This is a genomic window from Paracoccus sediminilitoris (assembly GCF_003259195.1).
In the GTDB taxonomy this organism is placed as follows: domain Bacteria; phylum Pseudomonadota; class Alphaproteobacteria; order Rhodobacterales; family Rhodobacteraceae; genus Paracoccus; species Paracoccus sediminilitoris.
Genome location: NZ_QJPK01000001.1, coordinates 93330 through 108767, shown reverse-complemented (window position 1 = coordinate 108767; position 15438 = coordinate 93330). Strand labels below are relative to the sequence as shown.

The 15438-nt window shown below is 65.0% G+C and carries 15 protein-coding genes; all 15 read left to right on the top strand.

Annotated features, from left to right (window positions below):
- Positions 1–3: 3 nt before the first annotated feature.
- Positions 4–891 (top strand): LysR family transcriptional regulator, encoded by an 888-nt coding sequence (locus DKT70_RS00525; protein ID WP_111557851.1) that lies wholly within the window; start codon positions 4–6, stop codon positions 889–891.
- An 84-nt stretch (positions 892–975) separates the two neighbouring features.
- Complete coding sequence (locus tag DKT70_RS00520; protein ID WP_111557340.1) at positions 976–1446, top strand: formate dehydrogenase subunit gamma; 471 nt, start codon at positions 976–978, stop codon at positions 1444–1446.
- A complete protein-coding gene (locus DKT70_RS00515; protein ID WP_111557339.1) occupies positions 1443–2951 on the top strand; it encodes a formate dehydrogenase beta subunit in 1509 nt (502 codons plus the stop codon). Before DKT70_RS00520 ends, DKT70_RS00515 begins: the two co-directional genes overlap by 4 nt.
- Positions 2948–5875, top strand: coding sequence for a formate dehydrogenase subunit alpha (fdhF, locus tag DKT70_RS00510; protein ID WP_111557338.1), 2928 nt, complete (start codon positions 2948–2950; stop codon positions 5873–5875). Before DKT70_RS00515 ends, fdhF begins: the two co-directional genes overlap by 4 nt.
- Positions 5876–5878: 3 nt before the next feature.
- Complete coding sequence (gene fdhD / locus DKT70_RS00505; protein ID WP_111557337.1) at positions 5879–6703, top strand: formate dehydrogenase accessory sulfurtransferase FdhD; 825 nt, start codon at positions 5879–5881, stop codon at positions 6701–6703.
- On the top strand, positions 6693–6893 hold the full coding sequence (locus DKT70_RS00500) for a formate dehydrogenase subunit delta (RefSeq protein WP_072297889.1): 201 nt from the start codon (positions 6693–6695) through the stop codon (positions 6891–6893). Before fdhD ends, DKT70_RS00500 begins: the two co-directional genes overlap by 11 nt.
- Before the next feature lie 79 nt (positions 6894–6972).
- Positions 6973–7935 carry a diacylglycerol/lipid kinase family protein gene (locus tag DKT70_RS00495; protein WP_111557336.1) on the top strand — a complete coding sequence of 321 codons (963 nt, stop codon included), beginning with the start codon at positions 6973–6975 and terminating at the stop codon, positions 7933–7935.
- Positions 7932–8723 carry a metallophosphoesterase family protein gene (locus DKT70_RS00490; RefSeq protein ID WP_111557335.1) on the top strand — a complete coding sequence of 264 codons (792 nt, stop codon included), beginning with the start codon at positions 7932–7934 and terminating at the stop codon, positions 8721–8723. Before DKT70_RS00495 ends, DKT70_RS00490 begins: the two co-directional genes overlap by 4 nt.
- 189 nt (positions 8724–8912) lie before the next feature.
- The gene (gene rpsA, locus DKT70_RS00485) at positions 8913–10592 is read left to right on the top strand and encodes a 30S ribosomal protein S1 (RefSeq protein ID WP_072297886.1); all 1680 of its coding nucleotides are present in this window, start codon (positions 8913–8915) and stop codon (positions 10590–10592) included.
- 231 nt (positions 10593–10823) lie between these two features.
- A complete protein-coding gene (gene ihfB / locus DKT70_RS00480; protein WP_111557334.1) occupies positions 10824–11108 on the top strand; it encodes an integration host factor subunit beta in 285 nt (94 codons plus the stop codon).
- A 60-nt stretch (positions 11109–11168) separates the two neighbouring features.
- Positions 11169–11567 carry a LapA family protein gene (locus tag DKT70_RS00475; protein WP_111557333.1) on the top strand — a complete coding sequence of 133 codons (399 nt, stop codon included), beginning with the start codon at positions 11169–11171 and terminating at the stop codon, positions 11565–11567.
- A 3-nt stretch (positions 11568–11570) separates the two neighbouring features.
- Entirely contained in the window at positions 11571–12218 is a 648-nt protein-coding gene (locus DKT70_RS00470) for a phosphoribosylanthranilate isomerase (RefSeq protein WP_111557332.1), read from the top strand.
- Positions 12219–12353: 135 nt separating this feature from the next.
- On the top strand, positions 12354–12857 hold the full coding sequence (locus tag DKT70_RS00465; RefSeq protein WP_233490353.1) for a permease: 504 nt from the start codon (positions 12354–12356) through the stop codon (positions 12855–12857).
- Complete coding sequence (locus tag DKT70_RS00460) at positions 12808–14154, top strand: DNA-packaging protein (protein WP_111557330.1); 1347 nt, start codon at positions 12808–12810, stop codon at positions 14152–14154. Before DKT70_RS00465 ends, DKT70_RS00460 begins: the two co-directional genes overlap by 50 nt.
- Before the next feature lie 98 nt (positions 14155–14252).
- Positions 14253–15437 carry a phage portal protein gene (locus DKT70_RS00455; RefSeq protein WP_199559501.1) on the top strand — a complete coding sequence of 395 codons (1185 nt, stop codon included), beginning with the start codon at positions 14253–14255 and terminating at the stop codon, positions 15435–15437.
- The last annotated feature ends 1 nt before the right edge of the window (position 15438 follow it).

Here is a 15438-nt window from a genome sequence, read left to right as displayed (position 1 = left end):
GGCATGATCGACAAGCTGGAGATGTTCCTGGCGGTGGCCAAGGAATGCCATTTCGGACGGGCGGCGCAATCCCTGGGGATCACGCAGCCGACGCTGTCGGCGGGGATCAAGCAGCTGGAGGAACAGCTGGGCGTGCTGCTGATCTTTCGCGGATCGCGCTATGGTGGGCTGACGCCCGAGGGGCAGGCTGCGCTGGTCTGGGCGCGCCGCATCGTGGGCGACACCCGCCAGCTGCGCGACGAGATGCGCGCCACCCGCCACGGGTTGTCGGGCCAGCTGCGCATCGCCGTGGTGCCGACCGCGCTGACCTGGGCCGCGCGGATCGCGGCGCGCTTCGGGGATGCCCACCCCAAGGTGGGCTTCACCATCCTGTCGCGCGCCTCGACCGAGATCCTGAAGATGATCGACGATCTGCAGGTGGATGCGGGCATCAGCTATCTGGACAATGAACCGCTGGGCAAGGTCAGCGCCGTGCCGCTCTATGAGGAACGCTATGTCCTGATTGCCCCGGCGGGTCATCCCTTGGCGCAGGCGGGTGTCGTGGCCTGGTCGGCGCTGGACGGGCATCGCCTGTGCCTGCTGACCCCCGACATGCAGAACCGCCGCATCATCAACCGCCGCCTGGCGGATGCGGGCGTGACGCCGATGGCGACGGTCGAATCCAACTCGACCGTGGTGCTGGTGTCGCAGGTGTTGGCGGGGGGATGGCTGACGATCCTGCCGCAGGATCTGGCCAGCTTTCTGACCGAAGGCAAGCCGCTGTCGCTGGTCCGGCTGGAAGGGCCCGCCACCGGCCATGCCGTGGGTCTGATCGCACCGTGGCGTGAACCCCATACCCCCGTGTTGGAGGCCTTGCTGACAGAAGCGCGGCGGATGGGTGACGATAGATGAATTCTATCGATTGACGGATCAGCGATATTGATTTGCCATGGATCAGGGTGTCTGGTGACAGTCCAGACCTTTGAAAGGCCAGCCATGCTTGACCAAGCGCCAGCCCCCGACGATATCCGCGACCTTGTATCCCCCCTGCTGACGCTGGAGGGGCCGCTGCTGCCGATGCTGCATGCGATCCAGGCCGAATGGGGCCATGTCCCGCAGGCGGCGGTGCCGGTTCTGGCTGATCTGCTGAACCTTGGCGTGGCCGAGGTGCATGGGGTCATCAGCTTCTATCACGATTTCCGTAAGGAACCGGCGGGGCGGCACATGCTGAAGATCTGCCGAGCCGAGGCCTGTCAATCCGTCGGCGGCAATGCCATGGCGCAGCGGATGCTGGACCGTCTGGGCGTCGATTGGCATGGCACGACCCGCGATGGCGGCGTCACGGTCGAGCCGGTCTATTGCCTGGGCATGTGCGCCTGCGGACCTGCGGTAATGCTGGATGGCCGCGTCATCGGGCGCATTGATGATGCACGCCTGGACCGTTTGATGACGCAGGTGGGCGCATGAAGATCTGGGTTCCCATGGACAGCGCCGCCAAGGCGTTGGGTGCAGACGAGGTCGCCGATGCCATCGCCGCGCAGGTCGGTCCCGATGTGCGCATCATCCGCAACGGCTCGCGCGGCATGGTCTGGCTGGAGCCGCTGGTCGAGATCGATCGCGGCGACGGGCGCGTGGCCTATGGCCCTGTGACGCTAGACGATGTCGCGGCGCTGCTGGACGGGACGCTGGAAAGCCTTGGCCGGGTCGAGGATATTCCCTTTTTCGCCCGCCAGACGCGGCTGACCTTTGCGCGCTGCGGGGTAATCGACCCGCTGGATCTGGACGATTACGCGGCCCATGGCGGTCTGGCGGGTCTGCGCCGTGCCATCGGCATGGACAGCGCCGCCATTGTGGCCGAGGTTACCGCCAGCGGGCTGCGCGGGCGGGGCGGGGCCGGCTTTCCGACGGGCATCAAGTGGAAAACCGTGGCCGAGGCGGTCGCGGACCAGAAATACATCGTCTGCAACGCCGATGAGGGCGACAGCGGCACTTTTGCCGACCGGATGATCATGGAGGGCGACCCCTTCACCCTGATCGAGGGCATGGCCATCGCGGGACTGGGGGTCGGGGCCACGCGCGGCTATGTCTATCTGCGCAGCGAATATCCGGATGCGATCCGGGTGATGGAGGCTGCGGTCCGGATCGCGCGTCAGCGCGGCATGCTGGGCGCGGACGTGCTGGGATCGGGGCAAGCCTTCGACATGGAGATCCGCACGGGCGCCGGCGCCTATGTCTGCGGAGAGGAGACCAGCCTGCTGAACAGCCTGGAGGGCAAGCGCGGGACGGTGCGGGCGAAACCCCCTCTGCCGGCGCTGGAAGGGTTTCTGGGCAAGCCCACGGTCGTCAACAACGTGATCAGCCTGGCCACCGTGCCGGTGATCTTTGAAAAGGGCGCGCAGCATTATGCCGATTTCGGCCTGGGCCGGTCGCGGGGCACGGTGACGTTGCAGATCGCGGGCAATGTCGCGCGCGGCGGGTTGTTCGAGACCGCCTTTGGCATGTCCCTGGGCGAGGTCGTGAACGAGATCGGCGGCGGCACCCGATCGGGACGTCCGGTCAAGGCGGTGCAGGTGGGCGGACCCTTGGGTGCCTATATGCCGGTGTCGAAATTCGACACACCGATGGGCTACGAGGATTTCGACGCAGCGGGCGGGCTGATCGGGCATGCCGGGCTGGTCGTTTTCGACGACACGGCCGATATGCTGCAGATGGCGCGTTTCGCGATGGAATTCTGTGCCGTTGAATCCTGCGGGAAATGCACACCCTGCCGGATCGGCGCGGTGCGGGGCGTGGAAACCATCGACCGCATCGCCGCAGGTGATGCAGGTGCCGCCGACCTGCTGACCGATCTGTGCGAGACGATGAAGGACGGGTCGCTCTGCGCCTTGGGTGGCTTTACGCCCTATCCGGTCATGTCCGCGCTGACGCAATTTCCAGACGATTTCGCCACCCGGAGGGAGGCCGCCGAATGAAAGACTTCATCATCCCCCAATTCGCGCCCGGCGACGAACGCGACATGGGCACGCCCGCACGCCATGGCCCGCCAGTCACCCTGACCATCGACGGGGCGCAGGTGACGGTCCCCGAGGGCACGTCGGTGATGCGCGCGGCCATGATGGTCGAGGTGCAGATCCCCAAGCTGTGCGCCAGCGACAACATGGAGGCCTTCGGGTCCTGCCGCCTGTGCGTGGTCGAGATCGAGGGACGGCGCGGCACGCCCGCCAGCTGCACCACGCCGGTGACCGAAGGGATGGTCGTCCACACCCAGTCCGAAAAGGTCCGTCGCATTCGGCGCGGCGTGATGGAGCTGTATGTCAGCGACCATCCGCTGGACTGTCTGACCTGCGCGGCCAATGGCGATTGCGAATTGCAGGACGCGGCGGGGCAGGTGGGGCTGCGCGATGTGCGCTATACCCCCGGCCAGAACCATTTCGACGCCTCGGGCACCGGGGCGCGCAGCCAGGCCGAGGCGCGGGCGCGCGGCGGGCAGGACAATCCGCTGTTCATTCCCAAGGACGACAGCAACCCCTATTTCACCTATGACCCCAGCAAATGCATCGTCTGTTCGCGCTGCGTGCGGGCCTGCGACGAGGTGCAGGGAACCTTCGCGCTGACCATCGAAGGGCGGGGTTTCGACAGCCGCGTCAGCGCCGGCACGGCGGCGGACAGTTTCCTGACCAGCGATTGCGTCAGCTGTGGCGCCTGCGTGCAGGCCTGCCCGACGGCGACGTTGCAGGAAAAATCGGTGGCCGCGCTGGGAACGCCCACGCGGTCGGTCATCACCACCTGCGCCTATTGCGGCGTCGGCTGCAGCTTCAAGGCCGAGATGAACGGCGACACGCTGGTCCGCATGACGCCGTGGAAGAACGGCAAGGCGAACCGCGGCCACAGCTGCGTCAAGGGGCGCTTTGCCTATGGCTATGCCGCGCACAAGGACCGCATCCTGTCGCCGATGATCCGCGACAGCATCGACGAACCCTGGCGCGAGGTCGCCTGGGACGAGGCGCTGGCCTTCGCCGCGGGCCGCATGCGCGGCATCCAGGAACGCCACGGACGGCGGTCGGTCGGGGTCATCACCTCCTCGCGCTGCACGAACGAGGAGACCTATCTGGTCCAGAAGCTGACCCGCGCGGTCTTTGGCAACAACAACACCGATACCTGCGCGCGGGTGTGTCATTCGCCCACGGGATACGGGCTGGGCAAGACCTTCGGCACGTCGGCAGGGACGCAGGATTTCGATTCTGTCGAACACACGGACGTGGTGCTGATCATCGGCGCGAACCCCACCGACGGGCATCCGGTCTTTGCCAGCCGCCTGAAGAAGCGCCTGCGCCAAGGGGCCAAGCTGATCGTCGTCGATCCGCGCCGCACCGACATCGTGCGCAGCCCGCATGTCGAGGCCGCCTATCACCTGCCGCTGCGTCCCGGCACCAATGTCGCCGTGGTCAGCGCCATGGCCCATGTGATCGTGACCGAGGGTCTGATGGACGAGGCCTATATCCGCGACCGCTGCGACTGGGACGAGTTCCAGCATTATGCCGAGTTCATCCGCGATCCCCGCCACGCCCCCGAGGCGACCGAGGCGCTGACGGGCGTTCCGGCCGCCGACCTGCGTGCGGCCGCGCGGCTGTTCGCGACGGGCGGCAATGGCGCGATCTATTACGGGCTGGGCGTGACCGAGCACAGCCAGGGGTCGACCACGGTCATGTCCATTGCCAACCTGGCGATGCTGACCGGCAATATCGGCCGGCCCGGCGTGGGCGTGAACCCTCTGCGTGGTCAGAACAACGTGCAGGGTGCCTGCGACATGGGGTCCTTCCCGCACGAGTTGCCGGGATATCGCCACGTCAAGCTGCCCGATGTGCGCGCGATCTTCGAGCAGGCCTGGGGGGTCGAGATCGACCCCGAGCCCGGCCTGCGCATCCCGAACATGCTGGATGCGGCGGTCGAGGGGACGTTCAAGGGGCTTTATTGCCAGGGAGAGGACATCCTGCAGTCGGACCCGGACACGCATCACGTCGCGGCGGGTCTGAAGGCGATGGAATGCGTCATCGTCCACGATCTGTTCCTGAACGAGACGGCGAATTATGCCCATGTCTTCCTGCCGGGATCGTCTTTCCTGGAAAAGGACGGGACCTTCACCAATGCCGAGCGCCGCATCAACCGCGTGCGCAAGGTCATGGCGCCCCGCAACGGGTACGAGGACTGGGAAGTCACCCAGATGCTGGCCAACGCGATGGGGGCTGGTTGGCATTACACCCATCCCAGCCAGATCATGGACGAGATCGCCGCGACCACGCCCAGCTTTGCCGGCGTCAGCTATGAACGGCTGGAAGAGCTGGGGTCGGTGCAATGGCCCTGCAACGAGGCGCATCCCGAAGGGACGCCGCTGATGCATGTCGACGGCTTCATGTCGGGCAAGGGGCATTTCATCATCACCGAATACGTGGCCACCGACGAACGCACCGGGCCGCGTTTCCCGCTGCTGCTGACCACCGGGCGCATCCTGTCGCAATACAATGTCGGCGCCCAGACCCGGCGGACCGAGAACAGCGTCTGGCACGATCAGGACGTGTTGGAGATCCATCCCCATGACGCGGAAGTCCGCGGCATCAATGACGGCGACTGGGTGCGGCTGGCCAGCCGGGCGGGGGAGACCACGCTGATGGTCACGCTGACCGACCGGGTGGCGCCGGGGGTGGTCTACACCACCTTCCATCATCCCGCGACGCAGGCTAACGTGGTGACCACCGATTTTTCGGACTGGGCGACCAATTGCCCGGAATACAAGGTCACCGCCGTGCAGGTCAGCGCCTCGAACGGTCCGTCGGACTGGCAGGAGCGCTATGCCGAACAGTCCGAACGGTCACGGCGGATCCTGTCAGCCGCGGAGTAAGCCATGCCCCTGCCATCCCCCGTCCATCCCGTGGACGCCACGCATCACCGGTCTGGCAGCGCCACGCCGGTGCGGCGGATGCTGGCCGAGGAGACGCCGGTGGCGATGGTTTATGGCGGCACGACCCAGGCCGTGATGATGGCATCGCCCGCCGACCTGGAGGATTTCGCGGTCGGGTTTTCCCTGACCGAGGCGATCGTGACGGCGACCACGCAGATCGCTTCGATCGACGTCATGGATCATCCGCGCGGGGTCGAGGCGCAGATGTGGCTGAGCGAGGACCGGGCCGAGACGCTGGCCGCGCGGCGGCGCTTCATGGCGGGGCCGGTCGGGTGCGGGCTGTGCGGGATCGACAGCTTGGATCAGGCCACGCGGGGCTTGCCCGACCTGTCGGGCGTCGGGCCCGTGCTGGATGCGGCCCAGGTGGCGCAGGCGACCGATCTGTTGCGCGACTGGCAGCCCCTGCACGATCAGACCCGCGCCGTTCATGCGGCGGGGTTTCTGCTGCCAGGCAAGGGCATCGTTCTGGCGCGCGAGGATGTGGGCCGCCACAACGCGCTGGACAAGCTGATCGGCGCGATGGCCCGCCAAGGCGTCGATGCGGGACAGGGTGCCTTTGTCCTGACCAGCCGCGTCAGCGTCGAGATGGTGCAGAAATGCGCCATCGCGGGGGCGGGCCTGCTGATTGCCGTGTCGGCGCCCACGGCCCACGCGCTGCGACTGGCCCAGGACGCCGGCATCACCGTCGCCGCCTTTGCGCGCGGCGAGGGTTTTGACCTGTTTTCCCACCCCGAACGGCTGAATGCCAAGGTATCCGATGTCGCCTGAAAAGATGGTCATGATGGCCAACCAGATCGCAACCTTCTTTGACAGCCAGCCAGGGGATTCCGCCGACAGGATCGCCGCGCATCTGAAGGATTACTGGGAGCCGCGGATGCGGGCGCAGCTGCTGACCTATCTGGAAACAGGCGGCGGTGGGTTGAAGCCGTCGGTGCTGGCGGCCGCCGAACGACTTTAGGGACAGGATGCAACCCTTGCCTGCCATCCGGTGTTGCGCTGGAGAATGGTGAACCAACGGGCCCGGGGACAGGCATTACATGCAGCAGAATTCGGACGTCTTCGACCTTGCTTCGGCAAAGGTCTGCGTGGTCATGAACCGCAGTTCGGGCAAGAAGAAACATCAGGCCCTGACCGACAAGCTGCAATCGCAGCTGGCCCCGGCCTGCGGCAGCTTTCAGCTGCGCCAGAGCCGCAAGGGGGCGCAATTGCCGGCGCTGGCACGTCAGGTCGCGACCGAGGGGTTCGATCTGGTGATCGCGGCAGGCGGTGACGGCACGCAATCGGCGGTCGCGGGCGCGTTGGCGGGAACCGACACGGTGATGGGCGTGCTGCCCGGCGGGACCTTCAACTATTTCGCCCGCGATCTGGGCGTGGGCGAGGACATCGACAGCGCGCTTGAGACGCTGCTGGACGGGCGTGTCGATGCCACGGATGTCGGTGACATCAACGATCTGGTCTTTCTGAACAATGTCAGCCTTGGCGCCTATCCGCAGATCCTGAAGACTCGCGAAGGGATCTATAAGCGATGGGGGCGGTCGCGGATCGCGGCCTATTGGTCGGTGCTGGTGGCGCTGCGTCGCCTTCGCCGCCCGATGCAGCTGATCGCCGAGGTCGACGGGCAGGAGCGCGAATATACCAGTGCCTTGGTCTTCGTCGCCCGTAGCGCCTATCAGCTGGACAGTTTCGGGCTGGAGGGGGCTGATGGCATCCGCGATGGCAAGTTCGCCGTGCTGATCGCCAAGGCGCGTCAGCCTTTGCCCCTGATCCGCTCGGCCTTGCGTCTGGCCATGGGCCACAGCGCCAAGGACAGCGATTTCGACCTGATCGTGACGGACCGGTTGCAGATGCGCACCCCCAAGAAACGTCAGTTGGTGGCGCATGACGGCGAAAAGACCGTGTTGCACAGCCCCTTCGACCTGAAGGTGCGGCATGGCGCGCTGAAGGTGCTGTTGCCCGCCGACGGCAGCAACAAGACCGACGATGTGCGGGGGCGGTCGTGACCCGCATCATTCATCTGACCGACCTGCATTTCGGATTTCACCGCAGCGAGCTGATCGGCCCGCTGCTGAGCCGGATCGAGGCGTTGCGGCCCGATCTGGTGGTCGTGTCGGGCGACATCACCCATCGCGGATTGCCTGCACAGATGCAGCTGGCGCAGGATTTTCTGGGACGGATCACCGCGCCGGTGATGCTGATGCCGGGCAATCACGACGTTCCGCTGTTGAACCCCATCGCGCGGCTGTTCTGGCCGTTCTCGGGGTTCCGCGAGTATTTCGGGCCCGATGTGACGCCGACGGCGCGGGTGGGGCAGGCGCAGGTCTTTGCACTGAACAGTGCCGATCCGTATTCCTGGCAGCGGGGCAAGATCCGGCGTGGAGAGATCGGGCGGGTGATCGGCGGGCTGGACCCGTCGGCCACCAATATCGTGGCGCTGCACCATCCCATGGAGCAGTTGCCCGGCATCGACAAGCAGCCCGCGCGCCGTGCGGAGGAGGCGATGGGCAGGTTGCAGGAGGCGGGCGTCCATGTCGTGCTGAGCGGGCATCTGCATCGCTGGGCGGTGGACAAGGTGCTGGCGACCGGACGCTGGCCGCAGATCCTGCAGGTGCAGGGCGGCACCGCGCTTTGCGCACGGCTGAGCGACATGAAGAACGAGTTCGCGTTGCTGATCATCGACGGGACCGAATTGCATGTCGAACATCACGTCGCGCCGATGGGCGTGAATGCCTTCGAGGAACCGGTAATCAGCACCTATAGCCGGGCAAACGGCCCCTGGAGGCGCGTTTAAGCGTTGAGTTTCGCGGAAAATGCGCTTATAGCGGGCGCAGTCAAACGGGCGACATGGTCAGAACAGGCCGCTTACAGACGGGTCGGGTGTCAAGCCTCGACCCTTTGTCGTTGTCCGGACCGACATCATAAAGACCGGCGGAGCCAACCGTCAGGCCAGTAAAAGACACATAAAGGATACTGAACACGCATGTGCGCTAAAGCGACTATGGAGGAGTTCGAGGCCCTTCTGAACGAAAGCCTCGAGATCGACACCCCGGACGAAGGTTCGGTTGTCAAAGGCCGCGTCATTGCCATCGAGGCAGGCCAGGCCATCATCGACGTCGGCTACAAGATGGAAGGCCGCGTTGATCTGAAAGAATTCGCGAACCCCGGTGAAGACGCCAACCTGAGCGTCGGCGACGAAGTCGAGGTCTATCTGGACCGCGTCGAGAACGCCCGTGGCGAAGCCAGCATCAGCCGTGAGAAGGCCCGCCGCGAGGAAGCTTGGGATCGTCTGGAAAAAGCCTATGGCGACGAAGAGCGTGTCGAAGGCGCGATCTTTGGCCGCGTCAAGGGCGGTTTCACGGTCGATCTGGGTGGCGCTGTTGCGTTCCTTCCCGGTTCGCAGGTCGATGTCCGCCCCGTGCGCGACGCTGGCCCGCTGATGGGTCTGAAGCAGCCGTTCCAGATTCTGAAAATGGATCGCCGCCGTGGCAACATCGTCGTGTCGCGCCGCGCCATTCTGGAAGAATCGCGTGCCGAACAGCGCGCCGAAGTCATCGCCAACCTGACCGAAGGTCAGACGGTCGACGGCGTGGTCAAGAACATCACCGAATACGGCGCCTTCGTCGATCTGGGTGGCGTTGACGGCCTGCTGCACGTTACCGACATGGCATGGCGTCGCGTCAACCACCCGTCCGAGATCCTGGCGATCGGCGAGACCGTCAAGGTCCAGGTCATCAAGATCAACAAGGACAGCCACCGCATCAGCCTGGGCATGAAGCAGCTGCAGGCCGATCCGTGGGATACGGTCGCCGACAAGTTCCCGATCGAGTCGGTCCACCAGGGCCGCGTGACCAACATCACCGATTACGGCGCCTTTGTGGAGCTGGAGGCCGGTGTCGAAGGCCTGGTCCACGTTTCGGAAATGAGCTGGACCAAGAAGAACGTCCATCCGGGCAAGATCGTCTCGACCAGCCAAGAAGTCGAAGTGATGGTTCTGGAGATCGACGAAGCCAAGCGTCGCGTTTCGCTGGGTCTGAAGCAGACCATGCGCAACCCGTGGGAAGTCTTTGCCGAAACCCACCCGACCGGCACCGTCATCGAAGGCGAAGTCAAGAACATCACCGAATTCGGTCTGTTCGTGGGTCTTGACGGCGACATCGACGGCATGGTTCACCTGTCGGACATCAGCTGGGATGCACGCGGCGAAGACGCGATCCAGGACTTCCGCAAGGGCGACGTCGTCAAGGCCGTCGTTCAGGACGTGGACGTGGAGAAGGAGCGTATCTCGCTGTCGATCAAGTCGCTTGAGAACGAAGGCATGGCGGAAGCTGTGGACGGCGTGAAGCGCGGCTCGATCATCACCGCCGAGATCACCGCGATTGAAGAGGGTGGCATCGAGGTCGAGTATAACGGCGTCAAGTCGTTCATCCGCCGCAGCGATCTGGCCCGTGACCGCCAGGACCAGCGCCCCGAGCGCTTCCAGGTCGGTGACAAGGTCGACGCACGCGTCACCAACGTCGACACCAAGACCCGTCGTCTGGGTTTGTCGATCAAGGCACGCGAGATTGCTGAAGAAAAAGAAGCGATCGACCAGTATGGCAGCTCGGATTCGGGCGCGTCGCTGGGCGACATTCTTGGCGCGGCGCTGGGCAGCAAGAACTGATCCAGCCTGATGGCCAAGCCACTGCCCGTCCCGGTTTTTCCGGGGCGGGCTTTTTTTTGCCTGATATGCATGCACCCCGTCCAAGTGCCTTGCGCGAAACGGATAAAGCTGACAACGCTATGAAACCAGTGACTTCTGTGTCGCGTTGAGCGGGCTGACGGGGGCGATTACCCCCATTGAGCTGTTCCCGTCGCCAAGCGGCGTGCAGAACGCATCTATTTGGGGGAAGGCATGATCCGTTCCGAGCTGATCCAGATGATCTCTGACGAGAATCCGCATTTGTTCCGTCGTGATGTCGAGCGCATCGTCAACACCGTGTTCGAGGAAGTCATCAACGCCATGACGCGTGGCGACCGGGTGGAGTTGCGCGGCTTTGGCGCGTTTTCGGTCAAGCAGCGCGATAGCCGCGTCGGGCGCAATCCCCGGACCGGCGAGGCAGTCGAGGTCGAGGAAAAGCACGTCCCCTTTTTCAAGACTGGCAAGCTGTTGCGTGACAGGTTGAACGGCGACGCCTGAGCGTCGTAAAAGGGACCAAGCCTGGCGCGACCGGGCGGGACAATTCAAGGGACACCCCCCATGCGCTTTATCCGTCTGATCTTCGTGGCCTTCCTGGCATTGGTTCTGGTCGCCGTTGCCTTGGCGAACAGGCAGGTTGTCACGTTGTCGCTGTTTCCTGCCAATCTGGGGCAGTTTCTTGGCGGGACATGGTCAGTGGCGGTGCCGCTGTTCCTGGTCATCTTTGTCGCCTTCGCGCTTGGCATGCTGGCCGGCCTGATCTGGGAATGGATGCGTGAAGCCAGTATCCGCAAGACCGCCCGTCAGCGGAGCCTGAAGGTCGAGCAGCTGGAGAACGAGGTCGGGCAGCTGCGTGAGAACCATGCCGCGCCGCGCGACGACGTGCTGGCGATCCTTGAGCAGCCTTCGGTCAAGAGCCGCCCTGCAACCGGGCGTGCCCAATTGCCTGCGGCGCGCTGAGCGGTGGCCGATGTCAAGATTTGCGGGCTGAGCAAGCCTGCGCATGTCCATGCCGCCGCCGAGGCCGGGGCCCGTTTCGTGGGGTTCGTGTTCTTTGCGAAATCGCCGCGCGCCGTGACAGCGGATGAAGCGTCGCAGTTGTCGCAGTTGGTCCCGGTGGGCGTCGCGCAGGTCGGGTTGTTCGTGAACCCGGACGATGCGCTGCTGCAGCAGGTTCTGGCGAAGGTGCCGTTGGACATCATTCAGCTGCATGGGTCGGAGACGCCGGATCGGGTCACCGAGGTCAAGGAACTGATGGGATTGCCGGTGATGAAGGCGGTCGGCATCAGCGGGCCGGAGGATCTTCCGGCGTTGACGGATTACGGGTTGGTGGCCGACATGCTGCTGGTCGATGCCAAGCCGCCTAAAGGGGCCGATCTGCCCGGTGGGAACGGGTTGGCCTTTGACTGGCGGTTGCTGGTCGGGCGGCATTGGCTGCGCCCTTGGATGCTGGCGGGTGGTCTGACGCCCGAGAATGTGGCCGAGGCGGTGCGGTTGACCGGCGCGCCTGTGGTCGATGTCAGTTCGGGCGTTGAATCGGCCCCGGGAGTGAAGGAATCGGGATTGATCTCGGCGTTTGTTGCGGCCGCAGCGGGTGATGTTGCGCGTTGATATGCGTGATGTTGCGTGGCGTTCGCCGGGGGTGTTGCGTGGTCAAGTCCTTGTATCGAAAGGGAAACCGGCGGCCCTTACGCAACCCTTGGTTTAGCGATTGACTTTGCGAACGGCCCAAGGTAGAACCTTTACATGCTGGGAGAGATGGGCAAGCGGCCAAGGGAAACCTTGGGCCGCTTTTTTCGTCTTTCGGCTCGTGCGGACAGGACACGAGGCGGGACAGTTTGCATGAACGATATGGAATGGCGCGGGGGCACGACCTCCGAAGGACCTTTCGTGGCCGGATCTGTGCCTGAGAAGGCGGAGCTGCGGTTTCCCGAAATTGCCCCCGACGAGGACGAGATCACCGTCCTGAGGTGGCTGTTTTGGGATTACGTCAAGGACCTTCGGGGGCATCAGGCCGAGCTTGTGTCGGCCAAGGCCGGGGATCTTGATCCGGCCAAGCTGAAGAAGGCCATGGACACCGCAAAGACCGCCCGTGAGGCGGTCCAGCTGCTGATGGCGGAAAGGAACAAGGTTGACAAACTTCGCAGAGAGATCGCGGGCGGGGTCGCCGAAGGCTGCCTTGACCTTGACGCGGCAAGAGATGAGATCGGGCGCCGGCTGGCTTGCCTCCGCCGGGCCGGAGGAGGTTGAGGCCTTCCTGGGGGGGCTGTCGGAAAACGCCTTGGGCAGTCTGCCGTGGCTGTTCGAATTCTGGGCCCTGCCGCACCAGTTGCCCCCCGAGGGTGACTGGAAAAGCTGGGTCATCATGGGGGGACGCGGCGCGGGAAAGACCCGCGCCGGGTCGGAATGGGTGCGGCAGATGGTAGAGGGACCGACCGTCGATGCGCCGGGACAATGTCATCGGGTGGCGCTGGTTGGGGAGACCTTCGACCAGGTCCGCGAGGTGATGATCTTTGGCGAAAGCGGCATCCTGGCCTGTTCGCCCCCCGATCGCCGTCCGGTCTGGGAGGCCGGGCGGCGCAGGTTGGTCTGGGCCAATGGGGCAACGGCGACGGTCTATTCGGCGCATGAGCCCGAGGCATTGCGCGGCCCCCAGTTCGATGCCGCTTGGGTCGATGAGCTGGCCAAGTGGAAGAAGGCCGAGGATGTCTGGGACATGCTGCAATTCGCATTGCGGCTAGGGTCGCATCCGCAGCAGGTGATCACGACGACGCCGCGCAATGTCGGGGTGTTGAAGCGGATCCTTGGCAATGCCTCGACTGTGGTGACCCATGCGCCGACGGATGCGAACCGCGCCTATCTGGCCGAGAGTTTCCTGGCCGAGGTTCAGAGCCGCTATGGCGGGACGCGGTTGGGGCGGCAGGAGCTGGACGGGGTGCTGCTGGACGATATCGAGGGCGCTCTGTGGACGACCGCGGTGCTGGAAAGCGCGCGGGTCGATCAGCTGCCCAAGCTGGACCGGGTCGTGGTGGCGGTCGATCCGTCGGTCACGAATGGCAAAGCCAGCGACGAATGCGGGATCGTCGTCGCGGGCGTGGTCATGGAGGGCGAGCCACGCGATTGGCGGGCCTATGTGTTGGAGGATGCCAGCGTGCGGGGCGGCCCGTCGGACTGGGCGCGGGCCGCGATCGCCGCGATGGACCGGCACGGGGCCGAGCGTCTGGTTGCCGAGGTCAACCAGGGTGGCGACATGGTCGAGAGCGTGATCCGGCAGATCGATCCGCTGGTGCCCTTCAAGGCGCTGCGGGCGTCACGCGGGAAGGGTTTGCGTGCCGAGCCTGTCGCCGCGCTCTATGAGCAGGGGCGGATCAGGCATGCGCGGCAGGGAGGTCTGGGACGGCTGGAGGACCAGATGTGCCAGATGACAGTTCGCGGCTTTGAAGGGCGCGGCAGCCCCGACAGGTTGGATGCCATGGTCTGGGCCATGCACGAGCTGATGATCGAGCCGGCCGCAAATTGGCGACGTCCGCAGATGCGGCGGCTTTAGCGGGCAGGGCGGGGGCATGGCCCCCAGGAAAATTGGACAACGAAGAAGGGGCTGACCTGCGGGTCGGCCCTTTTTCATGTCAGATGACGGAGGCGAAGATGGCGTTTCGGATGTTTTCACGGGAGGGCAAGCCCCAATCCGTGCCTGAAAGGAAGGCGAGTGCCACGGGCCGGGTCGTGGCCTTTGCCAGCGGCGGCGGGCGGACGGTCTGGTCGGCGCGCGACACGGGCAGTCTGACGCGCGGCGGCTTTGTCGGAAATCCGGTGGGGTTCCGTTCGGTTAAGTTGATCGCCGAAGCGGCGGCGGCGGTACCGTTGATCTGCGCCAACCGCGATCAGCGTTTCGAGATGCATCCGGCGATCGATCTGCTGCGCCGACCCAATCCGGGGCAGGGTCGGGCCGAGCTGTTGGAGGCCTTGTTCGGGCAGATGCTGCTGTCGGGCAACGGCTATCTGGAGGCGGTGGGTCTGACCGAGGCGGGCCTGCCCGAGGAACTGCATGTCCTGCGCGCGGACCGGATGACCATCGTGCCGGGGGCGGATGGCTGGCCCGTCGCCTATGAATATGCGGTGGGGGGGCGCAAGCACCGGTTCGACATGACGGGCAGCCCCGATCCGATCTGCCATATCAAGAGCTTCCATCCGGTTGACGACCATTACGGATTGTCGCCCATGCAGGCGGCAGCGGTGGCCTTCGACGTGCATAACAGTGCCTCGGCCTGGTCGAAGGCATTGCTGGACAATGCGGCGCGGCCAAGCGGGGCCATCATCTACAAGGGGATGGACGGGCAGGGCACGCTGAGCGCCGATCAGTATGATCGCCTGGTGGGCGAGATCGAGATGAACCACCAGGGCGCACGCAACGCGGGCAGGCCCATGTTGCTGGAGGGGGGCCTGGATTGGCGCCCGATGGGCTTCAGCCCCAGTGACATGGAGTTCCACGAGACGAAGCTGTCGGCGGCGCGGGAAATTGCCCTAGCCTTCGGCGTGCCGCCGATGCTGTTGGGGATTCCGGGCGATGCGACCTATGCCAATTACGCCGAGGCGCACCGGGCCTTCTATCGCCTGACGGTGCTGCCGCTGGCGACGCGGGTGACCGCGTCTGTTGCGTGGTGGCTGTCCGAGCATCTGGGCGAGGAGATCGAGCTGCGTCCCGACCCTGACCAGATCCCGGCCCTTGCCGAGGATCGCAACCAGCAATGGGCGCGGATCGCGGCGGCGGATTTCCTGACGGATGCGGAAAAGCGCGCGCTGTTGGGCCTGCCCCCGATGGATGGGGGCTGAG

Excerpts from the sequence above, each read along its gene's own strand:
- fdhF (WP_111557338.1), top strand. The coding sequence starts at position 2,948 with ATGAAAGACTTCATCATCCCCCAATTCGCGCCCGGCGACGAACGCGAC.
- DKT70_RS00500 (WP_072297889.1), top strand. The coding sequence starts at position 6,693 with ATGTCGCCTGAAAAGATGGTCATGATGGCCAACCAGATCGCAACCTTC.
- rpsA (WP_072297886.1), top strand. The coding sequence starts at position 8,913 with ATGTGCGCTAAAGCGACTATGGAGGAGTTCGAGGCCCTTCTGAACGAA.
- DKT70_RS00475 (WP_111557333.1), top strand. The coding sequence starts at position 11,169 with ATGCGCTTTATCCGTCTGATCTTCGTGGCCTTCCTGGCATTGGTTCTG.
- ihfB (WP_111557334.1), top strand. The coding sequence starts at position 10,824 with ATGATCCGTTCCGAGCTGATCCAGATGATCTCTGACGAGAATCCGCAT.
- DKT70_RS00455 (WP_199559501.1), top strand. The coding sequence starts at position 14,253 with ATGGCGTTTCGGATGTTTTCACGGGAGGGCAAGCCCCAATCCGTGCCT.
- DKT70_RS00515 (WP_111557339.1), top strand. The coding sequence starts at position 1,443 with ATGAAGATCTGGGTTCCCATGGACAGCGCCGCCAAGGCGTTGGGTGCA.
- DKT70_RS00520 (WP_111557340.1), top strand. The coding sequence starts at position 976 with ATGCTTGACCAAGCGCCAGCCCCCGACGATATCCGCGACCTTGTATCC.
- DKT70_RS00465 (WP_233490353.1), top strand. The coding sequence starts at position 12,354 with ATGCTGGGAGAGATGGGCAAGCGGCCAAGGGAAACCTTGGGCCGCTTT.
- fdhD (WP_111557337.1), top strand. The coding sequence starts at position 5,879 with ATGCCCCTGCCATCCCCCGTCCATCCCGTGGACGCCACGCATCACCGG.
- DKT70_RS00525 (WP_111557851.1), top strand. The coding sequence starts at position 4 with ATGATCGACAAGCTGGAGATGTTCCTGGCGGTGGCCAAGGAATGCCAT.
- DKT70_RS00495 (WP_111557336.1), top strand. The coding sequence starts at position 6,973 with ATGCAGCAGAATTCGGACGTCTTCGACCTTGCTTCGGCAAAGGTCTGC.
- DKT70_RS00460 (WP_111557330.1), top strand. The coding sequence starts at position 12,808 with ATGAGATCGGGCGCCGGCTGGCTTGCCTCCGCCGGGCCGGAGGAGGTT.